Here is a 26956-nt window from a genome sequence, read left to right on the forward strand (position 1 = left end):
CGCCAGCCTAGATCGCCTTGACCAGCCGCAGCAACCCCAGCATCTCGACATACGTTCCCTTGCGGAAGGCGATATAGACCGGCTCTTCGACGCCGTGGAAGCGGCGCTTGAAGGCCGCCTGGCCCTGCAGGTTGAACCTGCGGCGGTTGACCCAGGGCGAAGAATAGGCGCGCTGGAAGGCATTGCGCCAGAAATCGCTTTCGGCAAATCCGCTCGGACCCACATCGACGAGCGGCGACAGGCCGAGCGTGACCACCGAGATGCCCTCTTCGCGAAAACGGTCGACGGCGAATTTGGTCAGGCCGACCTCGGCATGCGGTGAGGCGTCGAGATGCTTGCGCTTGAAGGCGGTGGTGTAGCCGATGACCTTGCCGTCGGCAAACAATGGGTCGAAGTCGAGCAAAGCGACCAGTTCGCCATCGGGACCGTGCAGGACGAAACGGCGCATGTCGGTGCCGAGATGGTCGGCGAAATGGCGGTTGAGAAAGCCCATCTCCCAGCGCTTGACGATGCGGTCGCCGCGCCAGTTTTCCGAAAGCCGGGCGATCTCGTCGAGGTAGATGGTGCGCTTGTCCTCTTCGAACGAAAAGCCTTTCTTCAGCAGCCAGCGCTCGGAGTAGCGCACGGTCTCGTTGCGCTTCCCGGAAAAATCATGCTCGGGCAGGGCGAGGCGGGTGTCGATGCCGAGGCGATTGACCTTGTAGCCAAGGCCGGCCAGCACGCGTGCGGTATCCTCGCCCACCTGCACGAACCATGGGCTGCCGGCGGTCTCGACGAAGCGCTTGATGTAATCGGCCCGACGCGCCGGAGCCGCCACCGGGTCGCCGAGCGCGAAATGGTGCTTCATCTTGGTACCGAAGGCTATGTAGCCGTCGGCGTCGCCGAAATAGGAAAGCTTGCCTTGCACGGCGGTGGAATAGGCGAGCGAGAAGTCGCCATAGCGGCGCACCAGTGCCAGGCGTTCGACATGGGTCAGCGCCTGCCGCTCGACCTCGGGCGCGGCAGCCTCAAGGATCTTGTCGAAATAGAACCGCAAGGAGGGCATGGTCGAGATTCCGCGTGCCGCCTACAGCGCCGGCCGTCCAGGACGCGCCAAGGTGCTGTAACACTTTGATTCTGCGCATGACTCGAAAATCGGACTCGATTTTCGGACATGCGCGTGGGGGATAACCGAGACCCGCCAGCCACCCAAGGCCTCGAATCAATCACATTGCCGCGACCTGATTACCGTTGATATCGCGCATATGCCATATAGAGCGCAACCGCGGCCGGCGTGTGGCTCTAAATCGCATCGCTCGAAATTCGGCCGCGGTTTGCTGCAGGGATCCTGCGCGCGATCAAACGGTTACAGCGTCCTGCGAGCCTTGCGGCGGGACGTCCAATGGGATTCGAGTGAATGACGGATACGACAATCAGATCGGTTGCGGATCTGCCGGCCATGGTCGAGCCGGCAATAGTCGTCGGCGCCGGTGCTGCCGGGCTGGCCGCCGCGCATGCCTTGATGAACGCCGGCGTGCCGACGGCGATCCTGGAAAAGGAAAGCCGGCTGGCCGAGCCCTGGCACCGGCGCCACCAGCAATTGCATCTCAACACCCATCGCGATCTTTCTTCGCTGCCTGGTCTCGCCTTTCCCCCTGGCACGCCCGCCTTTCCGCAAAGGATGGTCGTCATCCGCCACATGAACGATTTCCAGAAGGAGAACCGGCTGCCGGTGCAGTTTGGCGTCGCGGTCGAAGAGATCACCTTCAAGGGCGATCACTGGGCATTGCGCACCAGCGCCGGACTGCGCTTCGCCCGCAATGTCGTCATCGCCACCGGCCGCGACAGGCAGCCATTCACCCCCGAATGGAAAGGCATGAAGGATTTCGTCGGGCGCATCATCCATTCGGCGGATTTCGGTGACGCGCAAGCCTATGCGGGCCAAAGAGTGCTGGTCGTCGGCGCCGGCAATTCGGGCTTCGATGCGCTCAATCATCTGGCCGGCATAGACACGGCCGCCATCTGGCTGTCGGCCCGCAGCGGCCCCGCTTTGCTGCCCAAGCGGATTGCCAAGATCGCCGTGCACCGGCTTTCGCCGTTCATGGCGCGCCTGCCTTTGCGGCTCGCCGATGCGGTGATGGCGGCAACCCAGCGGCTGGTTTTCGGCGACTTGACCAAATTCGGCCTGCCGCCCGCGCCTGCGGGCGGCGCCAGCCGCCTGACCTCGGACTATACCGCGATCGCCGCCGATGACGGCGCCGTCAGCGCCATCAAGGCCGGCAAGATCACCGTCGTGCCGGGCATACGGGAATTCACCCGTGACGGCGTGATCCTGGCCAATGGCAGCCTGATCTATCCCGACATCGTCATTGCCGCGACAGGCTACCGCACCGGGCTGGAGCCCATGGTCGGCAAGCTCGGCGTGCTCGACGCCAAGGGCGTTCCGCTCTTCAACGGTGGCGAAGCCGATCCAAAATTGCCCGGTCTGTGGTTCACCGGCATGCGGCCAAGCATTCGCGGCTGCTTCGCCAATGCCGGCATCCTGGCCAAGGCGATCGCCAAACGAATTGCAAGGTCGGCCCCGCACCAATCCAGCGCATCACGCTGATTTCGGTTCCAGCCGCCGGAAACCGACGGCTTCCATCAGCATGTCTTCTTCCACCATGCCGGCATTGTGCAGGGCGAGCAGGTTAAGCGCGATTTCCCGCGCGTCGGCGGAATCGGGATGTGCCTCGCGCCGCCGGCAGGCCTCGTCGAACACGCGCTGCAGCTTGGCGATATCGGCTGGCTTGAGCAAGCCACGGTCATAGACGGACTTCGACATGGCGATCTCCTGATAAAGACCTAGAGCGCCACGTTTAAATTGCCAATCTTTCCCGAGGCTTGACCGACTTCACCCGTCGCCTCGTCATCCTGGGGCGGAGCAAGGAGCGAAGCGACGCGGCGCAGACCCCTGGAGCTGCTCCGCAGCCCAAGGGATACATGCCGCGGCTTCAAGGCGCAGCAGCGGTGCAAATTCTGCTCCGCTGCTGCCCATGCGAGTGGGCAATCAGACCGCGATCTTGCCGCCGCCCTGTCTGGTGATGGCGACCACCGACGGCCGCACCGGCATGTCGGGCTTGAAGTCGGGCCAGCGCGTCGACAGGTCCTCATAGTAAGAGGGGCGTCCGAACGCTTCCCAGTCCTCTCCGCCGTCGCCCGGATGCTGGACGGCGACGAAGGCGGTCTGGTCGTCGGGCGCAAACAGCGGACCGCACATTTCGGCGCCGATCGGCACGCGGAAGAACAGTTTCGAGGTCGCCCGCGCCGCGCCCTCGATGTCCACTGCCCACAGGCCATCGGTGCGGCCGGTGGCCTTCGGCCCCTGTCCGTCGGTCGCGACCCAGAGACGCCCGGCCGAATCGACCGCGCAATTGTCGGGCATGCCGAACCAGCCATTGGCCGTCGTTGCTGTCGAGAAGGTGGCGCCGACATCGGCAACCGCCGGATCACCGCATTTCAGCAGCACTTCCCACTTGCCCTTGGCGGCGGTGAAATCGCCGCCGTCCTCGGCGATTTCGATGATGTGGCCGAAGGCGTTTTCGGAGCGCGGGTTGGCAGCGTCGACCTGTTCGGCCTTGCGCTTCGAATTGTTGGTCAGCATGACATAGACCTTGCCGTTGACGCCATTGGGCTGGACGTCTTCCGGGCGGTCCATCTTGGTGGCGCCGAGCAGGTCGGCGGCGCGGCGCGTCTCGATCAGCACGTCGGCCTGGCCGGCAAAACCGTTTTCAGCCGTCAGCGGCCCCTGGCCGAAGACGATCGGCAGCCATTCGACCGTGCCGTCTTCGGCGAACTTGGCGACATGCAGCGTGCCATCGTCGAGCAGGTCCTTGTTGGCGGCACGGTCGTTCGGATTGAACGTGGCCCTGGTCACGAACTTGTAGACATAGTCGAAGCGCTCGTCGTCACCGAGATAGAAGACGACGCGGCCGTCCCTGGCGACGATCGATTCGGCGCCCTCATGCTTGAAGCGGCCCATGGCGGTGCGCTTCCTCGGCGTCGAGGTCGGGTCGCTGACATCGACCTCGACGATCCAGCCGAAGCGGTTGGCCTCATTGGGTTCCTTGGCGAGGTCGAAACGCTCGTAGTGCGCCGCCCATTCATAGGCGCCTTCGGGAATGCCGAGACGCTTGTAGTTCGCGGCTTCCTTGTGGCCTTCCGGCAGCTCGCCGGAAAAATAGCCATGGATGTTCTCCTCGGCCATCACATAGGTGCCCCAGGGCGTGACGCCGCCGGCGCAATTGTTGAACGTGCCGAACACCTTGGTGCCGGACGGATCGGCATTGGTCTTGACGCGGTCATGGCCGGCAACCGGGCCGGACAGCGCCATTTCGGTGTTGGAGGTGATGCGGCGGTTGAGCTTGCCGTCGCGCACCACCTGCCATTTGCCACCGTCCTTGCGGATCTCGACGATGGTGCCGCCATGGGCGGCCATCTCGACATCGACCTGCTCCTTCGAGAGGGGTGCGACTTCGGCCGACTTCTTGCCGTCCTTTTCGACGATCTTCACGATGCCCGGGAACATCAGATGCGGATTGGTGTATTCGTGGTTGACTACCAGCAGGCCATGTTCGGCCGAGCCGTCGATCGGGATGTAGCCGACATAGTCATTGTTGTAGCCGAACTGTTTCGCCTGGGCCTCGGCCGACTGTTTCGTCGGGTCGAAGTCGGGCGAATCGGCAAACAACGGATCGCCCCAGCGCAGCAGGACATCGGCATCGTAACCCGACGCGACATGGTGCTTGTCGTCGATGCCGGCCTCGAGTTCGTCGAACGCGAAGGCCGAGCCTCCCGCTGCCCTGGCCTCGTCGGCGCTGATCAGCGCCAGCGGGCTGACGGTGGCGGCGATGGCCGAGACGGCCAGCGAGCCCTTGAGGAAGCCGCGGCGCGAGAACCGCGCGGCGATGATCTCGCCCATGGTGCGGTTGTCGGAGGCGTTGATCGCCGGGCCGTCGTTTTCCTCGAGCAGGCTGGTGCGGAATCGGGTGTCGGGGGAGCGAAGGTCAGTCATCGTGGCTTGCCTCTGGCTGTCGGGTTGGCTGGAGCGTGGGGTACCTGTTGACCCCCTTATAATCGCCGGGTCACATTTTCGTGACATCGGGAGACCTTTCAGATGCGACAGGCATTGCGCGCAGCGCTGGCTCAGCATTCCCGAAGGCCGTGAGCCGCTCCGGAATCGTCTTTTCGAGAGGAAGGAGACCTTCGGCGGCATGTTTCGCGCGCATCCTGCAATGGCGCATGACGTCAGTCGTTGCCAACGGATCAACGGACAAAGCCGGCTCGACAAGTCACCTCCGCCGCCCCCGGCGGAGGTGACTTGATGTTCGGCGTCTGCCGTCGTCAGGCGTCGGGAAAGCGAGTCTCCCGTTTAGCGATGGCGGTCGCGGCGCCGTTCATGCAAAGCTAATGTAGCATACGCTTGGGACTTCAGTCCAATCTTGCGCTTGCAAAGGTCCTAGTTGACAACCGCAACGGTCGGAGGTCGCTTCCGGGCGCTGCGTCTTTCGGCAATGTTGTTGCACTGCAGCGTTGGGGTGGGGCGCGCCGGGCTCAGTCGTCGGAGATCAAAATGCACAGATCGGTCACGACCCGTTGTTGCCGGCTGGCGCTCAAATCGGCAGCGGCGCTGGCGTTGACGATTGCTCCCTACCAAATTGTCCTGGACGGCTCCGTTTCCGGCATCCAGACCGCCAGCGCTTACGCCAAGAGTGGCGGTAACAGTGGTGGTGGTGGCGGTGGCGGCAACGGCGGCAATTCCGGCGGGGGCAATGGCGGTAATAGCGGCAACGGCAACGGCAATGGGAATGGCAACAGCGGCAATAACGGCAATAACGGCAAATCGGGATCCAATCAGGGTAAGAGCGGAAGCCATGTCAATGCAAAGACCGGTGACAAGGTCGACGTGACCGGCAACAAGATCACGGTCCGGCATCCCGACGGCATAACGGAAAAGCTCGAGAACGGACGTTTCAGCATGAAGGACGCGCTCGGTCGCACGATCATCGACCGCCAGGCTACCCCGGCCGACGCCAATCGTCTCAAGGGCTTGTGAAGCTGGCCAACAGGCAACGGTCAGCTTTGCACGTCACCTCCGCCGCCCCCCGGCGGAGGTGACCTCGTTTTCGGCCGGCGTCATCCCGGTTTTCGGCACCGCAATGATTGCAGTCGCGAGGCGCGACGCGCTTTTGCGCAATCCAGGACGGGAAACCGCTGCGCATTTTCCCCGTACCTGGCCTAGAGCAATTCTAGGAAAAATGTGAAGCGGTTTCCGTCTAGAATTGCGTGAAAACAAAGAGTTAGAGCAGCTCGCCGTTTCCGTGAAACGGTGAAATGCTTTAGGAAGGCCTGTCGCGGTCGCGCAACTCACGCATCATCAAGGCCGCTTCGGTGCGGTTTCGCACATTGAGCTTCGACAGCACCCCGGTCATGTGATGCTTGACGGTCTTCTCCTGCAGCTCAAGCCGCAAGGCGACTTCCTTGTTGCTCAGCCCCTCCGCCACCAGCCGCAGGATCTCCGTTTGCCGATCGGTGAGCTGCCGCAGCCGTTCCGCCATGCCGTCGGTCGGCTGCTGGGACTGGAGATCCGAAAGCAGCCGGGCTGACAGCGTCGGCGACAGATAGCTTTCGCCGGCTGCGACATTGCGCAGGATGTCGGCGAGCCCGCGCGACCCGACGCCTTTGAGGACATAGCCATTCACCCCTGCGTTCAGCGCCTTGGTCACATCGGCATTGGCCTCTGAAACGGTCAGCATGACGATCTTCTGGGCGGGATGGCTGGCGAGGATGCTTGCGACCGCGGTCAGCCCGCCGCCCGGCATGGAGATATCGAGCAGCAAGATGTCGGGCCGCACCGTCGCGGCGAGGCGTTCGGCATCCTGCGCCGTGGCGCCCTCGCCAACCATCTCGAAGCCCCCGATTTCCGACAGGCTGCGCGTCACACCTTCGCGAAAGAGGGGATGATCGTCGACAATGGCGATGCGGATGGTCCCAGTCATGCTTGCTCCTCGACCGACAGGCGGATCACCAAACGCGTACCTTGCGGCCCGGTCAAGGTTTCGAATTGTCCGCCAATGCTTTCGACCCGCTCCCTGAGGCCGGCGAGCCCGAGGCCCTCGACCCGTGCCGCCGGATCGAAACCCGGCCCGCCGTCCGACACTTCGACGAAAAGCCTGCCACCTTTCATCCCGGCACTCACCGCCTGATCCTTGCCCAATCCGTGGCGATAGGCGTTGTTCAGCCCTTCCTGAACGAAACGATAGATGCTGATCTTCTCGGAGGCGCCCGGTTCCGGCAACTGTCCGGCCAGCGTCAGCTTCACCGACGTTCCCGTCCTCTGCTCGTGTTCCTTGACGGCCAGCCGCAAAATGTCGGTTGCGGCAGCCGTCTCGATCTGCGGCAGGACAAGGCCGGTGCAGATGCCGCGTATTTCGCGCATCGCATCCTCCAGCGTCTTGCGGATCATCGCGACCTCGGTCGAACGGCTTTCGCCCGAATGGCCATCGCTGGAAAATATCGGGCTGTCCATGCGCAGCGCCGCCAGGGCCACGAGTTGGGCCGGGCCGTCGTGGAGGTCGGCGCCGATGCGGCGCAGATATCTTTCGTTGAGCGCGGTGGCGCGGCGAGAGGCCCGCTGCACGCGCAGTCGCAAGGCACTGTTTTGCGCCACCAGACCCTGCAGCTCCGACACCTGGCGGCGCAGCGCCCCACGCTGATCGTCGATGGTGCGGCTGCCGCGCAGGACGATGCCCGACAGGAGCAGGAATGCCGCCAGGGTCGCGCCAGCCACGATCAGCCAGCTCGACCACAGAGCGGACGCCAGGGTGGCCTGGAAATCATCGGCGATCTCATAGAACTCGGTGACCGCCACCACCTCGCCCGACCAGGGCTCGCGCACGGGATTGTAGATCTCCAGCAATGGCAAGCCGGTAGCCTTCTCCTCGCGTTCATCAACATCGAATGTATTGAATTCAGCGACGACGTTGCCTTCGAAGGCGGAACGCAGATTGTCGCTCGGACCGAAGCGGCGGCCGATCAGGGCCGTCTCCTTGGCATAGAGAACCGTCCCGTCGCGGCGCCAGAGCACGAACGATTCGAGGCGCTTGCCAAGCGCGCCCTGGCCAAGCGTCTCGTCCAGCGCCTGCTTGACGGATTCGCTGAGCTCCTGCTCCTTGCGCAAGTCGGGAAGCAGCGGCGCGATCACGCTGTCGACATAGAGCGCCGTCGTGGCGGCCGAATTGCGGATGACGCCGTCCCGGATCTGCGCCGTCACCCAGGTGCCGACCACCAACATGACGGCCAGCAGGCCAAAGCCGCCGGCAACGACGAATTGCAGGGCAAGGGAAAGCTCGCTCCAGCGCCGCACCAGGTTTTGAAAACTGCGAATCATGAGCCCCTGACCGCCCTTCGAACCGACAGATTGGGCGATGGTAGTACTTTGAGCTTCCGGCTTGCCATTGCCAAGAGCTTCGTTTGGTCAAGGTCGCTTGACGTCCCGGCGCGCTTGGGAAACAACGTCCGCGACACACGCGGCGGGAGCCGCTTCGAGAGGGGACGAAACGTTGAGTTTTTCGGGATTGCTGCAGCTCGGCTTTTCGACGGTCATTTTCCTGCTGGCGGCGACAGCCGCCAAGCAATGGGGCCTGGCGCCGAGCCTTGGCAAGATCGCGCTGACGCTGGCGCTCTATTCGCTGGGCAATCTGATCATGCTGCGGCTGATCCGCGAATTCGGCATGTCGGTATCGTTCAGCCTGTCTGCCGTCATCCAGCTGGTCTCGGTGAACGTCGTGGCGCTGGTCTTCTTCGGCGAGCGCGTCAATGCGCTGCAGGCGACCGGCATCATGCTGGCGATCGCCGCAGTGGCGCTGATCACGCTCGGACCCTATCTGCAAGGCCGGCTGTAACGGGCGAATTGCCGATGAAGAACGCCGCGAACGCTTTGCTCAACCGGGTTGAATTCCCGGTGCTGCTGGCCGGCCTGGTCATCGCCGCCGGCCTGTGGGGATTCGAGGAGCTGATGGAGGTGGCGCGCGCCGCCACGCCACATAGCTTCGACACCGAGATCCTGCTCGCCTTCCGCCAGGCGGGCCGCCCTGACAGCCCGATCGGCCCGCTGTGGCTGCAAGGGGCGATGCGCGACATCACCAGCCTTGGCAGCGGCAGCGTGCTGGTGCTGATCGTGACGGCGGTAATCGTCTATCTCCTGCTTATCCGCAGGCCGGCGACCGCCCTTTTCATCTTCGTGGCGGTGGCCGGCGGTCAGGTGCTGTCGAGCCTGCTGAAAGCCGGCATCGACCGGCCGCGCCCCGAACTCGTCTCGCATCTCGTCAACGAAACGACGCTGTCTTTTCCGAGCGGCCACGCCATGCTGTCGGCGGTGACCTATCTGACGCTCGGCGCGCTGGCGGCACGCTTCCTGCCCGGTCGAACGACGAAGATCTATGTGCTGTCGCTGGCGGTGCTGACGACGCTGCTGGTTGGCATCAGCCGCATCTATCTTGGCGTCCACTGGCCATCGGACGTGCTTGCCGGCTGGTGCGCGGGCTTCGTCTGGGCGATGCTTTGCTGGCTCGCTGCCCGGGCGTGGCAGCGATGGCGTGGGCAGCATCCGGACGGCGAGACTGGAGACTAGATCAGCCGGCTGATCAGCCCGGGAAAGTATCTGAAAAAATGGTCAGTCAATGCGCCGCGCCTTACGCCCCAGACGTTCATACTAACGCTTGAAACATCACAATAATGATATTATACCTCATTTTTGCAGACTCAGACGGGGATTCCAGCCGATGATCACTGCCGCGCAGATGCGTGCCGCAAGGGCGCTGGCCGGCATCGATCAGAAGACGCTCGCCGAGCGCGCCGGCGTTTCGCTTCCGACCATCCAGCGCATGGAGGCGAGCGATGGCGTGGTCAGGGGCGTGGTCGACACGCTGATGAAGGTCATCCAGGCTCTCGACGAGGCCGGGGTGGAGCTGATCGGCGAGAACCAGACCAGCGAGCGCGGCGGCCGGGGCGTGCGCCTCAAGCCTGCCGTGCCGCGGGGTCCCAAGGCTGAGCCGGCATAAAGTCGCGACGGCGACCGCCGACAGCCCTGCCGACGATCCCGCCGCCTTTCAGGGTGCGAAAGGCAGTCCATGGATCAGACGCAGCGGGCAGTGCATGAACCGGCCCACAGGTCGGTAAAGCCGACATTTTCCGAATTGTTCACACCGAAGCTGGTGACGGTCTGGCGCGAGGGCTACACGGTCGCCGACTTCAAGGCAGACGCCATTGCCGGGCTGACGGTCGCCATCGTCGCGCTGCCCTTGTCGATGGCGATCGCGATCGCCTCGGGCGTGGCTCCCGAGCGCGGCCTCTACACCTCGATCGTCGGCGGCTTCATCATTTCGGCGCTCGGCGGCAGCCGCTTCCAGATCGGCGGTCCGGCCGGCGCCTTCATTGTGCTGGTGGCAGCGACGGTTGCCCGTGTCGGCATCGATGGGCTGCTTTTGGCAACGATGATGGCAGGGGTCTTCCTGCTCGCCATCGGCTATCTCCGTCTCGGCACCTACATCAAGTTCATTCCCTATCCGGTGACGGTCGGCTTCACCGCCGGCATCGCCGTCATCATCTTTTCGGGACAGATCGTCGAACTGTTCGGGCTGACGCTTGCCGGCAAGGAGCCCGGACCGCTGGTGCCGAAGCTGATCGCGGTCGCCGAGGCGGCCGGCACCATCAACCCGGCGGCGACCTTGGTGGCGGTGTTGACCATCGTCACCATCGCCGGCCTGAAGCGCTGGCGGCCGACATGGCCCGCAATGCTCATCGCCATCGGGCTGGCATCGCTGGTCGTGGCGCTTCTCTCGTTGCCGGCGGAGACGATCGGCACCCGCTTTGGCGGCATCCCGCGCAGCCTGCAAATGCCCGCTCTGCCACCGGTCAGCCTGGACAGGATTATTGACGTGCTGCCGGATGCCATCGCCTTCGCCTTGCTGGGCGCCATCGAATCGCTGCTGTCGGCCGTGGTCGCCGACGGCATGACGGGCCGGCGTCACCGTTCCAACTGCGAACTGGTGGCGCAAGGCTTCGCCAACATCGCGTCTGCCCTGTTCGGCGGCATCTGCGCCACAGGCACCATCGCCCGCACGGCGACCAATGTGCGGGCCGGCGCCCACGGACCGGTTTCGGGCATCGTCCACTCAGCCATCCTGCTCGCTTTGATGCTGGTGGCGGCGCCGCTCGCCAGCTACATCCCGCTCGCCGCCCTTGCCGGCGTGCTGGCCGTCGTGTGCTGGAACATGTTCGAGAAACAGGCCTTCGCCACCTTGCTGCGTGCCTCGCGCGGCGATGCGCTGGTGCTGATGGCGACCTTCCTGCTCGTCATCTTCCGCGATCTCACCGAAGGCATCGTCGTCGGCTTCGTGCTGGGGTCGATCCTGTTCATCGACCGCATGGCCAAGTCGATTGCGGTCGAGGCCGATCAGCCGCTGGTGCAGGAGGATGTCGCCGACAGCACCAACGCCTACGATGCCAGCGAGGCGACCGACGCCGACACCGTCGTCTACCGCATCTCGGGCGCCTTCTTCTTCGGCGCCGCGTCGACCGTCGGCACCGTGCTCGACCGCATCGCCGACCAGCGCAAAAACTTCATCCTCGATTGCTCGGCCGTACCGTTCTTCGATTCGACGGCGGCCAACGTCATCGAGGGCGCCGCCCACAAGGCGAAACGCGCCGGCGTCCGCTTCATCATATCAGGTGCCGCGCCGCAGATCCGGCGTATGCTGATCAACCACGGCGTCAAGCGCCCGCTGGTGACCTATGCCGCCTCGATCAAGGATGCGCGGGCGCAGCTGAAAGGGAAGCTGGAGGCAGAGTAGAAATCGGGATTTGCCGGTCGGCGGGCCACACAGGTGTCCGCCGGTTGAACGCAAACGTTTTGGCCCTGGTTTGACTCACGCACGGCGCGACGTGAACGGCCGCTTTGCGCCCTCGTTTCCGCCATTCAGACCACCGTTGCAGATTCCCGAAAGCTGACGGTCTGCTAAGCCAGCACTAAGGCCTCGAATGGGGTGGTAGCAGGTTACGCCGCCGGTCAGCCCGCTGCCCAACGATAATAGTCGCGTTGATGTCAATGCGAGCCCCAAATATCATGCAAGTACTCCTAGGCTATCCGCCCGGGTGGTCGTGCCACCGTGCGCGGCGATGAACATGGCGACGGCCGACCGGCAATAGGATTCGATTTCGTTGTCGTCCTCTGCTCTCGCCTCATCGAAGCGTGCGATAATCAGGAGATCGGATCCTTTGATAAGCGCGGCAAACAGGCGGGCGGACCGGAGAGGATCGGTCACGTTCAGAACCGCCTTCGCGTGCAACTGACGCAACAGGGCCTCGATTTGGGCGATGACATGGGCGGGGCCGGCTTCGTAATGGAGCTTGCTTAACGACTTTTGATTCGTCTTGTCGGCCATGATCATGGCTTCGACACTGCGGACGTCCGGGTTCAACAGCGTGCGAAGCAGGGATGATCCCACCGCCATCAGCTGATCTTCGGCCGAACCGTCGACGCCTTCAAAAAGGGCCTGCGGTGCAAACTGATGGCAGCGGGCCGCGATGGCCGCGCTGAACAGCGCCTCCTTGTTCTCGAAGTGCCGATAGATGCTGAGCTTGGATATCTTCGCTCTCTGGGCGACCTTGTCCAATGTGGTCGCATGAAAACCCAATTCCTCAAAGAGTTCGCACGCGGCGTCGACTATCGTTTGGCCAAGCGCCTCATTGGCGGGCCGGCCGCGCCGGCCCTGGCTGTTTTCGGTCACGACAATTCCAGTCCTTGACAGTATCATAATTCTTGAATTACGATACCACGCAGTGTCAAAAATGTGCAAGCCAAGCCCAGCCAGCCCCTCATCCACACACGGAGCCCATCACCATGGATGACGTCATCATCATCGGCGGCAGCTTTGCCGGTCTCGCCGCCGCCCTGCAGCTCGGACGTGCCCGTCGCAAGGTCACCGTTCTCGATACCGGCCTGCCGCGCAACCGCTTCGCCGGCCATTCGCATGGTCTGCTCGGCCACGATCACAAGCCACCGCTGGACATCCTGGCCGAAGCGCGGCAGCAACTGGCGCGTTATCCCACGATCAGGCTGGTCAATGCCCGGGCCGACAGCATCTCCGGCACCATCGACGATTTCTCCGTCCTCACTGGCGATGGCGAACGCCTTGGGGCGCGCCGCCTGATCCTGAGTTATGGCGTCGCCGACCAGATGCCTGATGTTCCGGGCTTTGCCGAAAGCTGGGGCACATCCATCGTGCCCTGCCCCTATTGCGATGGCTTTGAAGTCGCCGACCAGCATTGGGGTCTCGTCTGGTCCGGCCCGCCGTCGCACAATTATGTCAGGCTGTACCACGACTGGACCGAAACGTTGACGGTCTTCGCCGATGGTCACGACATTTCACCCGATGTTCGGGCCGATCTGGCGCGCCGCAACATACCTGTCGTTGATGGCCGGATCGCCGAAATCGCCCATCATCGGGGCCATATCACCACCGTTAATCTCGAGAGCGGCCGCAATGCCGCGGTCGACATCCTGTTCGCGCATCCGCGCAACAAGCCGTCCGCAAGCCTGCATGAATTAGTGGGCCTCGCCACGGTCAATACGCCCCTCGGCATCGCCATCAAGGTCGATGAGCGCCGCGAAACCAGCACGCCCGGCATCTATGCTGCCGGCGATCTTGCGAACCCGGCCATGGCCTCGGTCACCACGGCAATATCGCAAGGCGCGACGGCGGGTATCTCCGCCCAGCAGTCGATGCTGGTTTGAGAACACAGATTCCCCTCTCCCGCACCGGCCTCCCTACTTCGTCGCCACCGTCGGCTGCCCGACAATACCAGCCAGTCTGCTGCCGGCCCCAATTGAGCCGTCGGTACGCCCGCAACCCGATGTCCGCTTTCGATGCCTCAACTAAAAGCTGACGGACTGCTACCGGCCCAAAGGCGACATCAAAATATCTGCTCGGCAATGTCCGCTATTGGCGCTTGGCGGGCCGATCCGGGCGACGTCGTTTACTAGCCACAATAAGAGTTCGAGTTGGCAATCCTCGCCGATGAACGACAGTCCATCGGCTGTTGGCGAACGTCTCGGAGATCGGCCCCTGAGGCACCGATCATGGCTCTCAGTCGAGCTTCAGCGCCACGACCTCGCCTTCGTTCATCAACGGCACATAGAGGATCGACTTGCCGTCGGTGCCGATGTCGGCGCTGCCCGGTTTGAAGTGCGCCAACGCTTCCGGCGCGCCGCCGGCTTGATAGCGGTGGAGCGTGCCGGTCATGTAGGCGGTGGCGTAGATGGTGTCGCCGATGGCGATGACGCCATCGAGATCGGCGAATTTCTGCGCGCCCGGCAAGGGCGAAACCACCTTGCTGGCGATGTCGACCGACAGCAGCCCACCCGGCTCCGCCGTGCTGAAGTCGGACTTGATGTCCTTGCCCCAGGAGGCGACGATCAGCCTGTCGCCATCGGCGAAGACGCCGTTGGGCGAAGCCAGCATCGGGTCCCTGACGAACAGTTCCGGCCGGTCGCTGTCGATGCGGTAGATGGCGTCGGCCAGCATGTCCGTGACATAGACGTTGCCTGATTGGTCGGATGTCATGTCGTTCAGGAAAACAGCGTTCGGTACCGTGATGCTGGCGACGAGCTTGCCGCTGGCGAGGTCGACGACGCGAACCTTGGTGATGTCGGCGACATAGAGCTTGCCGCCCGCTATCGCCATACCCTTGGGCGCGTCCATGCCGTCGGTCCAGTGCCGGGTGACCGTCCTGCCGTCCACGGACAGCACGCTGAGATAGCCGTTGCCGTCGGCGTCGCCGGGATTGCCGACGATATTGGAAACGATAAGGCGATTGTTGGCTGCGTCGAACAGTGCCGATTCCGGTTGTCGAGGCCGGTGGCGCGCCAGAGTTCTCCAGCCTCGGCGGCAGGCGCGCCTGCGATGCCGATGACGGCGAGAAAGGCTGATGTGACGAGGGTGTTCATGGCTGCTCTCCTGTGATGACGGCGGAGAGCTATGATTTTCGATACTTTCCGGAAAGGTCGATAACCTCTAGTATCGAAAGTCGATACGAAACCCACGGCAAGAGGTGCATTCCATGAACGGCCTTATCTTCGACGCGTTGAAGCGGACGCTGAAGGCGAAGGGCGTCACCTATCGCGAGCTTGCCGAACGCATGGGGGTTTCCGAGCCGACGGTGAAGCGCATCTTCCACGAGCGCAACTGCAAGCTCGACCGGCTGGTGGAGATCTGCGCCGCCGCCGGCGTCGAGCTGGAAAACGTGCTCGGCTCGATGAATCGGGGGCCAGGTCCGGTCAACCACATCGCGCCGGAGATCGAGCGCAAGCTCGCCGGCCGGCCGGCGCTGTTGTTCATTTTCGTCATGCTGTCGGAAAAATTCACGCCCGAAGGCATCATGCGCTCGCAAGGCCTGAGCGAAGCCTCGATGTTCCTCTATCTGCGCGATCTCGAGGAGCTCGGCCTGGTCGCGCTCGGCCGCGGGCTCACGGCGAGATTGCTTGTCGAGACACCGATCCAATGGAATTTCGAAGGACCCTTGAGGCCGCTGTTCGAGATGACCAACAAGAACTTCATCGGCTGGGCGATCACCCATATCGACAACGAAGCGACCTTCGTCAGCTTCTCGAGGCGGATGCGGCCGGAGACGGCGGAGATGGTGCGACGCGAGGCGCAGGACCTCGCCGATCGCGCCAAACTGCTGGCCCATCACGACCAGCACACGACGCCGGAAGACGGGCTGGTCGGCTACAAATGGACGTTTGCCTTTGGTGCAACGCCGTTTCCGGCGATCATGCCGATCGGGCCGCATCCGCGCGATGCCGGTGCGAGAGCAACCGATCCGGCCGCCAAGACACGGCGGCCGCTGCCGGCCTGATCGGCCAATCGTCTCAGCACGATTGCATCTGGCGGCTGAGCTTGCCGCGCACGGCCCTGGCGATGCCGACCGCCACCATTTTCGCCGCTGTCTTGCCGCCTGGGCCTGCCATGCGGCCGGCGATGCCGACCGCGCCATTGACCGCGCCCATGGTCTTCATCTGCCCGGCCGTCTCGTTCATGCTGGCCCTGCAGTCCTGCATTTTCCTGGTCGCCTCGACTGCAGCCAGGGCCCCGCCAAGGCCCTCCGGCGAGTCCGGGCCGGCCGCCAGCTCCGCCAATTGCGCATGCTGGTCTGGCGTGATCGGCGGGCTGGCGGCCGTCTGGCTGCAGCTGGACGCCAGCAGGCAGATAAGCATCGCGATCGGGCTGCCCCGCCTGACACGTGCCGTGGTTGGAAAAATGCCGCGATGTTCGGCCTCGATGCCGCCGCTCGGAGTTGCTTTTCCCGCCACTCGTTTCCTGTTGCCCAACATCCTATCGCCCCATCGCCGGGCCGAGGATGAGGCTGCGGATTTTTGGCGTCAGCGGCCTGACGACATCGGCGAAGGGGTCGCCCTCGGCCCGCAAAGCCATCAACCCTTCGACCTCTTCGTCGATGGCGGCGATGGTCTCTGTCTTCTGTGCGTCGGTCAGCTCCTTCATGCCGGATATGGCATTCCTGAGCTTGGCGAAAATGGCATCGAGTTCTGCGACCGGCATCGTCGCCAGGAACCCGCGCATGGTCTCGCCAAGCGCGATCTTCCAGCTGTCGGCGGTGAAACCGGCTGTGTCAATCAAGCCCTTGTCCGCGGCATCGCGCTCGTACCAGTCGGCGACGATCTCCTCGTCATAGGCGAACTGACCGAATTCGGGTTGCAAGGCCTCGATCAGGCCGACGACCGCCGACGCATCCCGCGCTGTCAGCGCCAAGGCCTGCGGGCTGTCGAAGATCATGCCGGCAAGTGCGAGCGCGCCGGCCAGCCGGCGCATGGCTGCGAAACGCCGCTCAGCCATAACAATCCTCCGCAATGCCGGCCCGGGCACTGCTCGTCGCCTGGGACTGCAGAACCGAGCCGCCGATCGAGGCGGCCTGGCCGGCAATGACCCCACCATTGCCAGCCAGACCCCCAAGACCCCCCGCCATCGACAGGACACCGCCGAGCAGAGCCGCATTGGTCTGCGCCTTCGCCGCCTTCTTGGCGGCATCGGCGCAGGTCGTTTCCTTCGTCTGTTCGTTCTGGGCCTTCTTGCTGCCGGCCGCACTCGCGATCGATGCCGGCTTGTTGTCGGCCTGGCCCGTTTGGCAGCCCGCCAGGGCAATGGTCAGGGCCAGGATAATGATCTTTTTCATGGTGCTGCTCATCATCGGGCAGCGCGCGGCGGCAGCTTGGCCTCGCGATGATCGGTCACCGCGTTGCCCAAGGCGATCGACAGCAGATAGACGCGCGGATTGAAGCCTGCCGCGGCCAGTGCCGACAGCGTCTTGAACAGTTGCAAATGAAACATCGTGCCCCCTTGGATTGCCGCCAATGCGGTTCCGGTTTCGGAATCGCGCCGCAAACTAGGGGCATCCAAGGGGGTCAGCTTGGACAGAACGGCACTGAAAGCGGCCAAAACGGCCCGGGATTGACGTTTTGCAGGCCGCGGCGCATATGACCGCGCTCTTGGGCATGGGGGTGTCGATGACTGCGACGATGGGGCCGTCAGCTTCGTTCAGGCTGGCGACGGAGATGTTTCCGGAGCGGGATCGCGTCGAGATTACGCGCGAGGTTTACGGCCGCACCGTTCTGAGGGTGGACCTCGATCCGCTGGCGCCGGCGCAGATCGACATGCGGGTGCGCGCGTTGCCGGGCCTCGGCATCGCCACCGGCAGCTCGTCGGAATTCCGGGTGCATCATACGTCGTCGCTGATCGACAACGACGACTTCGTTCTTCTGGCGGCCCTCGACGGGGGCAGTGTGATGAAGCATCGCGGCCGCGAGGAGGCGGTCGGCAACGGCCAGGCGCTGATGATGAGCGGTGAAGAGGTTGGCCTCAACCTGATCGGCGCCGGCGGGTTCCGCTTCGTCAATCTCAGTTTTTCGCGCAAGCAGCTTTCGCCTCTGATCGGCGATCCGGCCGCGGTCCTTATGCGGCCCTTGCCGACCCAGAGCGGGGCGATGCGGCTGTTGCTCGACTATATCAGCTCGATCCAGGAGGTCGGAGACGAGTTGACCGCGGAGGCCTGCCACCTTGCGGCGACGCATGTCTTCGACCTTGCCGCACTCGCCATGGGAGCGACCAGGGATGCGGCCCAGATCGCGCGCGGCCGCGGCGTCAGCGTTGCCCGCTTGCGCGCCATCAAGGCCGATATCGTCGCGCATGGTGGCCATGTCGACCTGTCGGCGCAGGACGTCGCCGCCCGCCACGGACTGTCGGCCCGCTACGTCCGCAAGCTGTTCGAGAGCGATGGCACATCCTTAATTGATTTCATGATGAACCAGCGGCTGGCGCGCGCCCATCGCATGCTCGGCGATCCACGCCGTGCCGGACGCAGCATCACCGCGATCGCCTACGAGGCCGGCTTCAACGACCTTTCCTATTTCAACCGGGCGTTCCGTCGGCGTTATGACGCTACTCCCTCGGACGTGCGGGCCGCGGCTTGCAAGCACTGACGCCAAAGCGCCGCCGGCCGGCGCGCTCCCGGGCCGTCCACGCGGTTGGACTCATTTGATCGCGTTTATTCGGCGGCCTTCGTCCCGGGATCGGCAAGATTGTCGTCCCAGGTCACCGCCCGGTAGTCGAAACCATATTCCAGCGTCGGTTTGACGATGCGGAAATAGGGCGACAGGTCGAAATCGCGCGGCGTGTAGAGCGAGTGGTGGCGGATGTGCAGGATTTCCTTGCGCGAGTAATTCGACTGCGCCGAGGCGCGGCCGGGCGCACGGGTGATCTCGGGCAGGATCGGATAGCGGATCTGGCTATAGGCCTCGGCGATCAGCGTCGAGCAGATCGCCCGTGTCGGGTCGCCGGAGCCGAAGGCCAGCATGCGGCGGCGCCAGCGCACCGGCACCGGCGGTGTCGGGAAGAAAAAACGCAGCATGTCGAAAATGTTCTTGAGGTCGTATTTCAGGCCGAGCTTGCCGATCATGAAGGCGACGACCTTGTCGCGATCCTCCGGCGCCAGCCCGCTCGCCCGGCAGATGCGGGTGTTGTAGGTGCGGTAGCGCGACAATGGCACAGCGACGCAGCCTTCGCCGAGCGTGACCTCGATCAGCCGCGGCCGCTCCGAGCCGTCTTGCGGCTCTGGCAAGGCGTCGCCGACATGGAAGGCCGCATGCGACCAGGTCGACTGGGTCAGGTATTTGATCGCCGCCGAGATCTTCTGGTTGCCCTCGATCAGCAGGATGTCGCCGGGCTCAAGCGTGCGGCGCAGCGTTTCGGCATCGGACGGTGTGTAGGGCTCGTAGCCGGACGATTCTTCCTGCAGCCGGCCGGCAAGCCAGCGGCCAAGTCGATCCAGAAGCGTGTCGCCGGGCTCGGTCATGTTCCATGGCGATTAGCATCCGCGGGTAATGAGGGCTAGCGCACGGGTGGAGCGACAGGGTTGCTGATAGGGCGCAGGCCCTCATCCGGCCGCTTTGCGGCCGCCTTCTCCCCGCTGAAGGCAGAGGAATGAAGCCGGTGAACGCGCGCTTTTCCTCTCCCCCGTCGATCGGGGGAGAGGTGTCGAGCGAAGCTCGACGGAGTGGGGGTCGACCTTGCTCGCGGGGTTTGTGCCTGTCTTGCAGGCGGCGGCGCGTTTGACGAATGGCTTCCCCCACTCCGTCGCTGCTTTGCAGCGCCACCTCTCCCCCCTCCGGAGGGAGAGGAAAGGCGCCAAGTCAACTTGCCGTCGCCGCGGCCTCTTCCGGCGGCGCAGCCAGATCGTCGCGCGCCTTGCGGGCCAGTTTGCGTGTCGAGCGTTTGGGACTGTCGCCGAACAGTTCGGCCGCCTCGGCAAGGCAGCTCTTCTTCAGCTGCTTCTCCGACCGTTTCAACAGCTTGCCCAGAAGTTTCGTGTCCTCGGGCGGCCCGAGCGGCTGGTCGTCGGCCTCGAGCAGCGCGCGCATCACCAGCACATCGTGCAGGTCGCCCAGCCGCTCGCCCAGTTCGTCGACCGCCTTGCGCCGGGCCTTGATCGGTGTCGGCCACAGCCTGCCGAGCAGCGACAGATGCATGCCGTGGGTCTTGGCCGCCTTGCGCAAATCGTGGAAATCATCGGCCGCGCCCCGCGATCCGGCCTTGTCGAGCGCCTTCCTGGCACGGCGCAGCGTGACGCGGGCACCTTCGGCAAGCACGTCGGCCGCCTGTTCCGGCTGGTCGGGCAAGGCCAGCGCTTCGATGCGTTTGAGGCCATCCTCGCAAGCGGCGGTCGCCGCGCCGATCGCCGCTTCGAGCCCGCTGCCTTCGTGCAGTTCATGCTGGCGCGCGATCAGCCTGTCGCGCGCAGCAGTAAGCCCATCGTCGGCGCTCTCCTTGGGAAAGCTCGCCGCCAGCCGGTCGATGGTCTCGATCAGCGCAGTCGCCTCGCGCGGACCGGCAAGCAGGCCGGCCACATTGCGATAGCACTGGTTCTCGGTCTCGCAAAACGTTTCGTTGCCGGAACGAACAAGCCGCAGCAAGGCACGAGTGCTCTTCAGCCGCTTGCGGCATTTGTGCAGCGCCTGTTCCGGCCGGCTCCGTGCGGCGTCAAGGTGATGCAGCGCCTTGCCGATTTCCTCGGCAAGGATACGCCTGACCTCGCCGGTCAGCGGCAGGCGCGGATCGATACGAAAGCTCATGCGGCGATCTCCGGTATCCCCCCAAGGGCGAGCGACGCGTTGTAGAATTTTGACTCGCCGGTGACTTCGCGGCCGAGCCAATCAGGCAGCATTTCGTCCGGCACGTCCTCCGGCGTCTCAAGTTCGGCGATCACAAGTCCCGCAAGCGGACCGCCAAAGACATCGATTTCGTAGAGATAGCCACGGTGCCTAACATGGTGACGTGTCTTCTCGATGACACGTCCGATGGCGAAGTCCAGCATCTCCACCGCCTCCGACAGCGGAATCGAATATTCGAATTCGTCGCGTTCGCGCGCCTTGCTGCCGAATTTGAGCGTCAGCCTGGCGGAAATGCCATCGCTGATGCGAATGCGCACCGTGCGCTCGGGGCCGGCAGCGAGATAGAACTGGAGAATGCGGATATCCGCCTCGGCCAGTTCTAGCCACGCGGGGCTGGAGACCAGGAATTTTCGTTCGACTTCCTTGCCCATGGCCGCGCACTAAAGCGGTTGCCGCCGCCCATGGCAAGACGGTGACGTACACAGTTTGGCGTTCACGGATTGACTTTAATCAATCGATTGATTAAATACCCGACATGATCAAGCAGCCTGACGCCAAAATCCTTCGCCGCGAAGCATCTCCCGCCGAGATGACGCGTGCGGCGCTTGTCCGCGCGGCGCTGAAACTGTTTGGGCGTCAGGGTTTCGACGGCACCTCGACGCGCGAGATCGCCGCCGAGGCGCGAGCCAATATCGGCTCGATCGCCTATCATTTCGGTGGCAAGGAGGGCCTTCGTGCCGCTGCCGCAGACTTTATCGTCGAGACCATCCAGGGTGTGGCCGGCCAGGCGCTCGGCAATGCGCAGGCGCCGATGCCAGGCGGTCCGGAGGCGGCGCAAGCACAGCTCTTCGCGGCGCTGGAGCGAATGGTCGGCTTTGTCGTGGCCAGTCCGCAAGCCGGCGAGATCGTGCAGTTCATCCTGCGCGAACTTTCCCATCCAACGGCAGCCCTCGATCGTATCTATGACGGTGTCTTCGAGCCGAGCCATCGCCGGCTGTGCCAACTCTGGGAACAGGCGACCGGCGAGCCGGCCGAAAGCGAGGCGACAAGGCTCACCGTGTTCACGCTGATCGGCCAGGTCATCTATTTCCGCATCGGCCGCGAGGCGGTGATGCGCCGCATGGGCTGGACCGATATCGGCGCCGCGGAGGCCGCCAAGGTGGTGGCGGTCACTTCGGGCAATCTCAAGGCCATATTGGCCGCCAGAAAAGGTGCAAAGACAAAGGGGCAAAGACCATGAGCTTTCTGTGTTCGCTGCCGCTCGCCGCGCAGCTCTTCAGTGCCTGTGCCCCGGCAGCCCCGCTGGCCGTCGGCTATGTCGAAGGCGACTACGTGCTTTTGGCACCGATCGAGGTGGCGCAGGTCGAGACCGTCGCTGTGAAGCGCGGCGACCGTGTGGTGCCCGGCACGACCGTGGTGACGCTGGAAAGTGCCGACGCAAAAATCGCGGTGGCGCAGGCGCAGGCCGGCCTTGCCCAGGCCCAGGCGCAATTGGCCGACCTGCAGATCGGCAAGCGGCCGGAAGAGATCGCCGTGCTGAAGGCCGAGGTCGACATGGCCAGCGCCCAGGCCGCCGACGCCAAGCGCAAATACGACCGCGCCGCCGATCTGTTCAAGCGCGGCGCCGGCACGCAAGCCGACTTCGACACCGCGTCGGCCACGCTCGAGACGGCCAATGCGCAGGTCGGTCAGGCCAATGCCAATCTCGCCGTCGGCGGCCTGCCGGCACGGGCCGAAACGATCAAGGCCGCCGACAATCAGGTCAAGCAGGCGCAGGCGGCCCTGGAGCAGGCGCAATGGCGGCTGTCGAAGCGGGTGCTGGCAGCGCCTTCGCCGGGCCGCGTCAACGATGTCATCCGCAATCCGGGCGATACATCAGGTCCGACGGCGCCTGTCATCTCGATCCTGCCCGACGGCGCGGTCAAGCTCAGCGTTTACATCCCGGAGAACGCTTTCTCCTCGGTCAAGGTCGGCACCTTGCTCGGCGTCCATTGCGACGGCTGCGGCCCGGATGTGAAGGCGCGCGTCAGCTATGTCTCGCCGGATCCCGAGTTCACGCCACCGGTGATCTATTCGCTCGAGAACCGGCAGAAGCTGGTCTATCTGGTCGAAGCGCGGCCGGAGGGCGATGCCGGGCCGCTGCAGCCCGGCCAGATCGTCGATGTTGATCTCGCGGACAGTGCAAAATGAACGCCATCGACGTCCATGGCTTGGTCAAGCGTTTTGGCGACAAGACCGTCGTCGACCATGTGACGATGTCGGTCGCCGAGGGCGAGATCGTCGGCTTTCTCGGGCCCAACGGTTCGGGCAAGACCACCACCATCCGCATCATGTGCGGCCTGCTGACGCCGGACGAAGGCGAAGGCACGGTGCTCGGCTTCAACATCCGCACCGAGAGCCTGCGCATCAAGCGTGAAGTCGGCTACATGACGCAGAAATTCTCGTTCTACGAGGATTTGACGATCGGCGAGAATCTCGAATTCGTGGCGCGGCTCTACCGGTTGAAGCCGGTCGAGGAGCATGTGGCGCGCACATTGGAGGACCTCGGCCTGGCGTCGCGCCGCAACCAGCTGGCCGGCACCTTGTCGGGCGGCTGGAAGCAGCGGCTGGCGCTGGCCGCCTGCATCATGCACAAGCCGAAATTGCTGCTGCTCGACGAACCGACGGCCGGTGTCGACCCGAAGGCGCGGCGCGAGTTCTGGGACGAGATCCATCGCCTCGCCAGCGGCGGGCTGACCGTGCTGGTCTCCACCCACTACATGGACGAGGCAGAGCGCTGCCACCGCATCAGCTATATCTCCTACGGCAAGATGCTGGCCACCGGCACGGTCGCCGAGGTGGTGAAAAATGCCGGCCTGACCACGTTTGTGCTGCAGGGTCCGCGGCTCGACCAGGTCGCCGAAGCGCTCCAGAGCCGCCCCGGCGTCGACCAGGTGGCGCCGTTCGGCGCGACGCTGCATGTCGTCGGCTCGGACAGGAAGAAGCTCGAAGCCGCACTCGCCGACGTCGAGAAAGAGCATAAGGGCGTGAAAGTTTCGCCCGGCGAAACCAGCCTCGAGGACGTCTTCATCCAGTTCATGTCCGGGTCGAAGGACAACATGGCATGAACAGCGTCTTTTCCTTCGCCCGGCTTGGCGCGCTGCTGACCAAGGAATTCATCCAGATGCGGCGCGACCGCATCACCTTCGCCATGATGCTGGGCGTGCCGCTGATACAATTGGTGCTTTTCGGCTACGCCATCAACAACGACCCGAAAAGCCTGCCGGCGGCACTCGTGGCGACGAGCAACGATCCCTACACTCGTGCCATTGTCGCGGCGCTGCAGACCACCGGCTACTATCGTTTCGACCATGTCGCGCAAAGTGCCGCCGAGGCCGAGTTCCTGATATCGCGCGGCGACGTCGCCTTTGTCGTCACCATCCCCGCCGATTTCGCCAGGAGGGTGGAGAGCGGCAACAACCCGCAGATACTTATCGAAGCGGACGCCACCGACCCGGCGGTGGCCAGCGGCGCCATCTCGACGCTCGGCACCGTCGCCAGCCAGGCACTGCTGAGGGCGCAAGGCACGCAGGAAGCCGCCGCCGAGGCCGCCAAGGGTCAGCTCGATGTCGTCGTACACCGGCGCTACAATCCCGAAGGCATCTCGCAATACAACATCGTGCCCGGCCTGCTCGGCGTCATCCTGCAGATGACCATGGTGATGATGACCTCGATCGCGCTGACCCGCGAGACCGAACGCGGCACGATGGAAAACCTTCTGGCGATGCCGTCGAGCCCGCTCGAGATCATGATGGGCAAGGTGCTGCCCTATCTGGCGGTCGGCGGCGTGCAGGTGGTGGTGGTGCTGGCGGCGGCGAAGCTGCTGTTCGCCATCCCCTTCACCGGGTCGATGTCGCTGCTGTTGACCGCCGTGCTGATCTTCGTGCTGGCGCTGGTGCTGCTCGGCTACACGATTTCGACCATCGCCCGCACGCAGATGCAGGCCCTGCAGCTGACCTTCTTCTTCTTCCTGCCGTCGATCATGCTGTCGGGTTTTATGTTCCCCTATCGCGGCATGCCGGACTGGGCGCAAATCTTCGGCGAGATATTCCCGCTGACGCATTTCCTGCGCATCACCCGCGCCGTGATGCTGAAGGGCGCTGAACTGCCCGCAGTGGCAGACGAGATCGGCTGGCTGGTGGTGTTCGTGGCCTTGTTTGCCGGTGTGGCATTGGTGCGGTTCAGGCGGACGCTGGATTAGGCCGAAGCCATCAGCCGCCTACCCGTTCAGTGATTTTGAACCGCTGACGAACACGCTTCCCTTGACATAGAATCGCAGCAGGCGGTCCGCATCTTTCGAAATGCCGATCCTGACGCTCTCCCCCATTTCGTCGGATTCGCGGCTATCGGTTGCCAGCCATAGCGGGCCTTTGCGGCAAAGATCGAGCCCATCGAGCGAACGATCGATCCGCAACGCCTGGGTCAGCCTTCCCGGTCCTCGCGCCAGGTCGCGCAGGCGCTCGATGCCGCGATTGTGCCGCATGATCGCAATGCCCTCGAGCGGCTCAAGCGCCCTGATCAGCACGCCGGTTCCGACCCCTGGCATCTCGCTCGAGACATTGAGCATGTAGGAGATGCCGTAAGCGAGATAGACATAGGCGTGCCCAGCGTCGAGAAACAGCGAACGGTTGCGCGGGGTCATACCCCGGTAGCCGTGCCCGGCGGCATCACCGACGACATAGGCCTCTGTCTCGACGATACGGCCGCTGGCGATGCCTTCGGGCAGTTCGCGCACCACGAGTTTGCCAACGAGGTAGCGGGCAAGGGATGCCGTATCGTCGGGCAGCTCGGAACGCGTGAGCGGGCGGTAGATAACCATGCTCAGCGCGGCGACGATTTGGCGCCGGGCGAGGAGTGATCCAAGGCGGAACGTGTCGCCAGATACTCCATATCAGATCCCCTTGGACATCGCCGTTTCAAGCCGCCGCCATGATCCCGGCATAAGTCCCGAAATCCACATTGCCGCCGGACAGCACCACTGCAATGCATTTGCCGGACAGTTCGATCTCGCCCGATGACAGTGCCGCCAACGCCACGCAGCCGCCGGGCTCGACGACCAGCTTGAGATAGGCCATGGCGTCGCGCATCGCCTGCGCCGCCGCCTGGTCCGAGACGGCGATGCCACCGGTGAGGTTCCTGCGGTTGATCTCGAAGGTGATCAGGCCGGGCTCGGCGGTCAGCAGCGCGTCGCAGATGGAGCTATGGCCGGGCTCGTTCGAAACCCTGGCACCGGCGGCCAGCGACCGGCGGGTGTCGTCGAAATGCTCGGGCTCCACCGCCCAGACCGCCGTGTTCGGCGAGGCATCCTTGACAGCAACGGAGATGCCACTCGACAAGCCGCCGCCTCCACAGGGGACGATCACCGCGTCGAGGTCGACGCCAAGCGCTTTCGCCTGGCGCATCAATTCGAGGCCGATCGTGCCCTGGCCGGCAATGATGGCCGGGTCGTCGAAAGGCGGCACCAGCACCATGCCTCTTTCCATGTAAGGGCGAACCACGGTCATGCGGTCGTCGCGAAAGCGGTCGAACGGCACCACCTCCGCCCCCATATTGCGGACGTTGGCGATCTTCATCGCCGGCGCGTCCGAAGGCATGGCGATCACCGCCTTGACGCCGAACATCGCCGCCGACGCCGCGACGCCCTGCGCATGATTGCCCGACGAGAAGGTAACGACGCCCCGGCTGCGTTCAGCCTCGCTCAGCGATGACAGCTTGTTGTAGGCGCCGCGGAACTTGAACGAGCCGGTGCGCTGCAGCGTCTCCGGCTTGAACAGGATGCGGCCGCCGAAGCGCTTGTTCAGCTCCTGCGATTCGATCAACGGGGTTTCAACGATCAGGCCGGAGAGACGCGCGGCGGCGGCGTGGATGTCGGCGATGCCGGGAGGGGTTATGGCGGTCATGTAAGGTCCAGTGGACAGGGGTCTTTCCATGATGCCCGCAAACAGATGTGACGCACCAATGAAAAAATGTAACCGTTACAAAGTTTGGTTAGTTATGACCGGCGTTGGCGCTGCCCCTCGCCTGCCTGCCGGTGTCCAGCCGATAGATGGGTAACAGTTTGAACCGGATACATAGGTAACAGTTTTCCCCTTACGATGGGTTCGCCGAAGCATCGCGCCAACCCAACCGCTTGGCGCTTCGGCGAACCAGTTTCATGTG

At 64.0% G+C, this 26956-nt stretch carries 29 protein-coding genes; 13 read left to right on the forward strand and 16 right to left on the reverse strand.

Annotation, left to right across the window (positions count from 1 at the left end):
• Window positions 1–7: 7 nt before the first annotated feature.
• The gene (locus EOA13_RS28985) at window positions 8–1045 is read right to left on the reverse strand and encodes a phosphatidylglycerol lysyltransferase domain-containing protein (protein ID WP_127296923.1); all 1038 of its coding nucleotides are present in this window, start codon (window positions 1043–1045) and stop codon (window positions 8–10) included.
• 351 nt (window positions 1046–1396) lie between these two features.
• On the opposite strand from EOA13_RS28985, the gene EOA13_RS28990 reads away from it, so the two are divergent.
• Window positions 1397–2587, forward strand: coding sequence for an NAD(P)/FAD-dependent oxidoreductase (locus EOA13_RS28990; RefSeq protein ID WP_127296924.1), 1191 nt, complete (start codon window positions 1397–1399; stop codon window positions 2585–2587).
• Here EOA13_RS28990 and EOA13_RS28995 read toward each other — a convergent pair.
• Complete coding sequence (locus EOA13_RS28995) at window positions 2579–2803, reverse strand: hypothetical protein (RefSeq protein WP_013528677.1); 225 nt, start codon at window positions 2801–2803, stop codon at window positions 2579–2581. The two genes, EOA13_RS28990 and EOA13_RS28995, sit on opposite strands and share 9 nt — an antisense overlap.
• Window positions 2804–3028: 225 nt before the next feature.
• Complete coding sequence (locus EOA13_RS29000) at window positions 3029–5032, reverse strand: PhoX family phosphatase (protein WP_127296925.1); 2004 nt, start codon at window positions 5030–5032, stop codon at window positions 3029–3031.
• Between the two features lie 558 nt (window positions 5033–5590).
• Here EOA13_RS29000 and EOA13_RS29005 point away from each other — a divergent pair.
• A complete protein-coding gene (locus tag EOA13_RS29005) occupies window positions 5591–6073 on the forward strand; it encodes a hypothetical protein (protein WP_127296926.1) in 483 nt (160 codons plus the stop codon).
• 283 nt (window positions 6074–6356) lie between these two features.
• Here the strand turns inward: EOA13_RS29005 and EOA13_RS29010 are convergent, their stop codons facing one another.
• The gene (locus EOA13_RS29010; protein ID WP_127296927.1) at window positions 6357–7016 is read right to left on the reverse strand and encodes a response regulator transcription factor; all 660 of its coding nucleotides are present in this window, start codon (window positions 7014–7016) and stop codon (window positions 6357–6359) included.
• Window positions 7013–8407, reverse strand: a complete 1395-nt coding sequence (locus tag EOA13_RS29015) for a sensor histidine kinase (protein WP_127296928.1) — start codon at window positions 8405–8407, stop codon at window positions 7013–7015. Before EOA13_RS29015 ends, EOA13_RS29010 begins: the two co-directional genes overlap by 4 nt.
• Before the next feature lie 172 nt (window positions 8408–8579).
• Between EOA13_RS29015 and EOA13_RS29020 the strand changes: the two genes are divergently transcribed.
• The 4 genes from EOA13_RS29020 (at window position 8580) to EOA13_RS29035 (ending at window position 11870) form a co-directional block, all read left to right on the forward strand.
• Complete coding sequence (locus EOA13_RS29020; RefSeq protein ID WP_013528672.1) at window positions 8580–8921, forward strand: hypothetical protein; 342 nt, start codon at window positions 8580–8582, stop codon at window positions 8919–8921.
• A gap of 14 nt (window positions 8922–8935) precedes the next feature.
• A complete protein-coding gene (locus EOA13_RS29025) occupies window positions 8936–9649 on the forward strand; it encodes a phosphatase PAP2 family protein (RefSeq protein ID WP_127296929.1) in 714 nt (237 codons plus the stop codon).
• A 151-nt stretch (window positions 9650–9800) separates the two neighbouring features.
• Window positions 9801–10079 (forward strand): helix-turn-helix transcriptional regulator, encoded by a 279-nt coding sequence (locus EOA13_RS29030; RefSeq protein ID WP_023813472.1) that lies wholly within the window; start codon window positions 9801–9803, stop codon window positions 10077–10079.
• A 69-nt stretch (window positions 10080–10148) separates the two neighbouring features.
• Window positions 10149–11870, forward strand: a complete 1722-nt coding sequence (locus EOA13_RS29035) for a SulP family inorganic anion transporter (protein WP_127296930.1) — start codon at window positions 10149–10151, stop codon at window positions 11868–11870.
• A gap of 270 nt (window positions 11871–12140) precedes the next feature.
• On the opposite strand, the gene EOA13_RS29040 is transcribed toward EOA13_RS29035, so the two are convergent.
• Window positions 12141–12806: a TetR/AcrR family transcriptional regulator gene (locus EOA13_RS29040; protein ID WP_127296931.1), complete on the reverse strand. Its 666-nt coding sequence runs from the start codon at window positions 12804–12806 to the stop codon at window positions 12141–12143.
• 113 nt (window positions 12807–12919) lie between these two features.
• Between EOA13_RS29040 and EOA13_RS29045 the strand changes: the two genes are divergently transcribed.
• Window positions 12920–13813: an NAD(P)/FAD-dependent oxidoreductase gene (locus tag EOA13_RS29045; RefSeq protein ID WP_127296932.1), complete on the forward strand. Its 894-nt coding sequence runs from the start codon at window positions 12920–12922 to the stop codon at window positions 13811–13813.
• A gap of 352 nt (window positions 13814–14165) precedes the next feature.
• Here the strand turns inward: EOA13_RS29045 and EOA13_RS29050 are convergent, their stop codons facing one another.
• Window positions 14166–14828, reverse strand: a complete 663-nt coding sequence (locus EOA13_RS29050; protein WP_245490520.1) for an ATP/GTP-binding protein — start codon at window positions 14826–14828, stop codon at window positions 14166–14168.
• Between the two features lie 310 nt (window positions 14829–15138).
• On the opposite strand from EOA13_RS29050, the gene EOA13_RS29055 reads away from it, so the two are divergent.
• Window positions 15139–15936 carry a helix-turn-helix transcriptional regulator gene (locus EOA13_RS29055; RefSeq protein WP_127296933.1) on the forward strand — a complete coding sequence of 266 codons (798 nt, stop codon included), beginning with the start codon at window positions 15139–15141 and terminating at the stop codon, window positions 15934–15936.
• Between the two features lie 13 nt (window positions 15937–15949).
• Here the strand turns inward: EOA13_RS29055 and EOA13_RS29060 are convergent, their stop codons facing one another.
• The 4 genes from EOA13_RS29060 to EOA13_RS29075 are packed head-to-tail and all read right to left on the reverse strand — an operon-like array spanning window position 15950 to window position 17423.
• Window positions 15950–16390 (reverse strand): hypothetical protein, encoded by a 441-nt coding sequence (locus EOA13_RS29060; protein WP_164780398.1) that lies wholly within the window; start codon window positions 16388–16390, stop codon window positions 15950–15952.
• Window positions 16391–16412: 22 nt separating this feature from the next.
• Window positions 16413–16931 (reverse strand): hypothetical protein, encoded by a 519-nt coding sequence (locus tag EOA13_RS29065; protein ID WP_127296935.1) that lies wholly within the window; start codon window positions 16929–16931, stop codon window positions 16413–16415.
• The gene (locus EOA13_RS29070; RefSeq protein WP_127296936.1) at window positions 16924–17268 is read right to left on the reverse strand and encodes a hypothetical protein; all 345 of its coding nucleotides are present in this window, start codon (window positions 17266–17268) and stop codon (window positions 16924–16926) included. The genes EOA13_RS29065 and EOA13_RS29070 overlap by 8 nt, the downstream gene beginning before the upstream one ends.
• 11 nt (window positions 17269–17279) lie before the next feature.
• A complete protein-coding gene (locus tag EOA13_RS29075) occupies window positions 17280–17423 on the reverse strand; it encodes a hypothetical protein (protein ID WP_023813481.1) in 144 nt (47 codons plus the stop codon).
• Window positions 17424–17569: 146 nt separating this feature from the next.
• Between EOA13_RS29075 and EOA13_RS29080 the strand changes: the two genes are divergently transcribed.
• Window positions 17570–18571 carry an AraC family transcriptional regulator gene (locus EOA13_RS29080; protein WP_245490521.1) on the forward strand — a complete coding sequence of 334 codons (1002 nt, stop codon included), beginning with the start codon at window positions 17570–17572 and terminating at the stop codon, window positions 18569–18571.
• Window positions 18572–18636: 65 nt separating this feature from the next.
• On the opposite strand, the gene EOA13_RS29085 is transcribed toward EOA13_RS29080, so the two are convergent.
• The 3 genes from EOA13_RS29085 to EOA13_RS29100 all read right to left on the reverse strand — a co-directional run bounded on the left by EOA13_RS29085 (window position 18637) and on the right by EOA13_RS29100 (window position 21189).
• Entirely contained in the window at window positions 18637–19443 is an 807-nt protein-coding gene (locus EOA13_RS29085; protein ID WP_127296937.1) for a lipo-like protein, read from the reverse strand.
• Between the two features lie 337 nt (window positions 19444–19780).
• The gene (locus tag EOA13_RS29095; protein ID WP_127296938.1) at window positions 19781–20719 is read right to left on the reverse strand and encodes a CHAD domain-containing protein; all 939 of its coding nucleotides are present in this window, start codon (window positions 20717–20719) and stop codon (window positions 19781–19783) included.
• The gene (locus EOA13_RS29100; protein WP_127296939.1) at window positions 20716–21189 is read right to left on the reverse strand and encodes a CYTH domain-containing protein; all 474 of its coding nucleotides are present in this window, start codon (window positions 21187–21189) and stop codon (window positions 20716–20718) included. Before EOA13_RS29100 ends, EOA13_RS29095 begins: the two co-directional genes overlap by 4 nt.
• A gap of 104 nt (window positions 21190–21293) precedes the next feature.
• On the opposite strand from EOA13_RS29100, the gene EOA13_RS29105 reads away from it, so the two are divergent.
• From EOA13_RS29105 to EOA13_RS29120, 4 genes are read left to right on the forward strand one after another with little or no spacing between them, the layout of a single operon-like run.
• The gene (locus tag EOA13_RS29105) at window positions 21294–21998 is read left to right on the forward strand and encodes a CerR family C-terminal domain-containing protein (RefSeq protein ID WP_127296940.1); all 705 of its coding nucleotides are present in this window, start codon (window positions 21294–21296) and stop codon (window positions 21996–21998) included.
• Entirely contained in the window at window positions 21995–22948 is a 954-nt protein-coding gene (locus tag EOA13_RS29110) for an HlyD family efflux transporter periplasmic adaptor subunit (protein WP_127296941.1), read from the forward strand. The genes EOA13_RS29105 and EOA13_RS29110 overlap by 4 nt, the downstream gene beginning before the upstream one ends.
• Window positions 22945–23865, forward strand: coding sequence for an ABC transporter ATP-binding protein (locus EOA13_RS29115; RefSeq protein ID WP_127296942.1), 921 nt, complete (start codon window positions 22945–22947; stop codon window positions 23863–23865). Before EOA13_RS29110 ends, EOA13_RS29115 begins: the two co-directional genes overlap by 4 nt.
• Window positions 23862–24998: an ABC transporter permease gene (locus EOA13_RS29120; protein WP_127296943.1), complete on the forward strand. Its 1137-nt coding sequence runs from the start codon at window positions 23862–23864 to the stop codon at window positions 24996–24998. The genes EOA13_RS29115 and EOA13_RS29120 overlap by 4 nt, the downstream gene beginning before the upstream one ends.
• Window positions 24999–25016: 18 nt before the next feature.
• Here the strand turns inward: EOA13_RS29120 and EOA13_RS29125 are convergent, their stop codons facing one another.
• Window positions 25017–25616: a DNA-3-methyladenine glycosylase gene (locus tag EOA13_RS29125; protein WP_127296944.1), complete on the reverse strand. Its 600-nt coding sequence runs from the start codon at window positions 25614–25616 to the stop codon at window positions 25017–25019.
• Window positions 25617–25713: 97 nt separating this feature from the next.
• Complete coding sequence (locus tag EOA13_RS29130) at window positions 25714–26697, reverse strand: threonine/serine dehydratase (protein ID WP_127296945.1); 984 nt, start codon at window positions 26695–26697, stop codon at window positions 25714–25716.
• Window positions 26698–26956: the final 259 nt, after the last annotated feature.

Origin of the sequence: Mesorhizobium sp. M7A.F.Ca.US.011.01.1.1, from assembly GCF_003998295.1 — a bacterium.
Lineage (GTDB): Bacteria > Pseudomonadota > Alphaproteobacteria > Rhizobiales > Rhizobiaceae > Mesorhizobium.

Coding starts and splice junctions, on each gene's coding strand:
- EOA13_RS28985 (WP_127296923.1), bottom strand. CDS start 1,045: ATGCCCTCCTTGCGGTTCTATTTCGACAAGATCCTTGAGGCTGCCGCG.
- EOA13_RS28990 (WP_127296924.1), top strand. CDS start 1,397: ATGACGGATACGACAATCAGATCGGTTGCGGATCTGCCGGCCATGGTC.
- EOA13_RS28995 (WP_013528677.1), bottom strand. CDS start 2,803: ATGTCGAAGTCCGTCTATGACCGTGGCTTGCTCAAGCCAGCCGATATC.
- EOA13_RS29000 (WP_127296925.1), bottom strand. CDS start 5,032: ATGACTGACCTTCGCTCCCCCGACACCCGATTCCGCACCAGCCTGCTC.
- EOA13_RS29005 (WP_127296926.1), top strand. CDS start 5,591: ATGCACAGATCGGTCACGACCCGTTGTTGCCGGCTGGCGCTCAAATCG.
- EOA13_RS29010 (WP_127296927.1), bottom strand. CDS start 7,016: ATGACTGGGACCATCCGCATCGCCATTGTCGACGATCATCCCCTCTTT.
- EOA13_RS29015 (WP_127296928.1), bottom strand. CDS start 8,407: ATGATTCGCAGTTTTCAAAACCTGGTGCGGCGCTGGAGCGAGCTTTCC.
- EOA13_RS29025 (WP_127296929.1), top strand. CDS start 8,936: ATGAAGAACGCCGCGAACGCTTTGCTCAACCGGGTTGAATTCCCGGTG.
- EOA13_RS29030 (WP_023813472.1), top strand. CDS start 9,801: ATGATCACTGCCGCGCAGATGCGTGCCGCAAGGGCGCTGGCCGGCATC.
- EOA13_RS29035 (WP_127296930.1), top strand. CDS start 10,149: ATGGATCAGACGCAGCGGGCAGTGCATGAACCGGCCCACAGGTCGGTA.
- EOA13_RS29045 (WP_127296932.1), top strand. CDS start 12,920: ATGGATGACGTCATCATCATCGGCGGCAGCTTTGCCGGTCTCGCCGCC.
- EOA13_RS29055 (WP_127296933.1), top strand. CDS start 15,139: ATGAACGGCCTTATCTTCGACGCGTTGAAGCGGACGCTGAAGGCGAAG.
- EOA13_RS29065 (WP_127296935.1), bottom strand. CDS start 16,931: ATGGCTGAGCGGCGTTTCGCAGCCATGCGCCGGCTGGCCGGCGCGCTC.
- EOA13_RS29070 (WP_127296936.1), bottom strand. CDS start 17,268: ATGAAAAAGATCATTATCCTGGCCCTGACCATTGCCCTGGCGGGCTGC.
- EOA13_RS29075 (WP_023813481.1), bottom strand. CDS start 17,423: ATGTTTCATTTGCAACTGTTCAAGACGCTGTCGGCACTGGCCGCGGCA.
- EOA13_RS29080 (WP_245490521.1), top strand. CDS start 17,570: ATGACCGCGCTCTTGGGCATGGGGGTGTCGATGACTGCGACGATGGGG.
- EOA13_RS29085 (WP_127296937.1), bottom strand. CDS start 19,443: ATGACCGAGCCCGGCGACACGCTTCTGGATCGACTTGGCCGCTGGCTT.
- EOA13_RS29095 (WP_127296938.1), bottom strand. CDS start 20,719: ATGAGCTTTCGTATCGATCCGCGCCTGCCGCTGACCGGCGAGGTCAGG.
- EOA13_RS29100 (WP_127296939.1), bottom strand. CDS start 21,189: ATGGGCAAGGAAGTCGAACGAAAATTCCTGGTCTCCAGCCCCGCGTGG.
- EOA13_RS29105 (WP_127296940.1), top strand. CDS start 21,294: ATGATCAAGCAGCCTGACGCCAAAATCCTTCGCCGCGAAGCATCTCCC.
- EOA13_RS29110 (WP_127296941.1), top strand. CDS start 21,995: ATGAGCTTTCTGTGTTCGCTGCCGCTCGCCGCGCAGCTCTTCAGTGCC.
- EOA13_RS29115 (WP_127296942.1), top strand. CDS start 22,945: ATGAACGCCATCGACGTCCATGGCTTGGTCAAGCGTTTTGGCGACAAG.
- EOA13_RS29120 (WP_127296943.1), top strand. CDS start 23,862: ATGAACAGCGTCTTTTCCTTCGCCCGGCTTGGCGCGCTGCTGACCAAG.
- EOA13_RS29125 (WP_127296944.1), bottom strand. CDS start 25,616: ATGGTTATCTACCGCCCGCTCACGCGTTCCGAGCTGCCCGACGATACG.
- EOA13_RS29130 (WP_127296945.1), bottom strand. CDS start 26,697: ATGACCGCCATAACCCCTCCCGGCATCGCCGACATCCACGCCGCCGCC.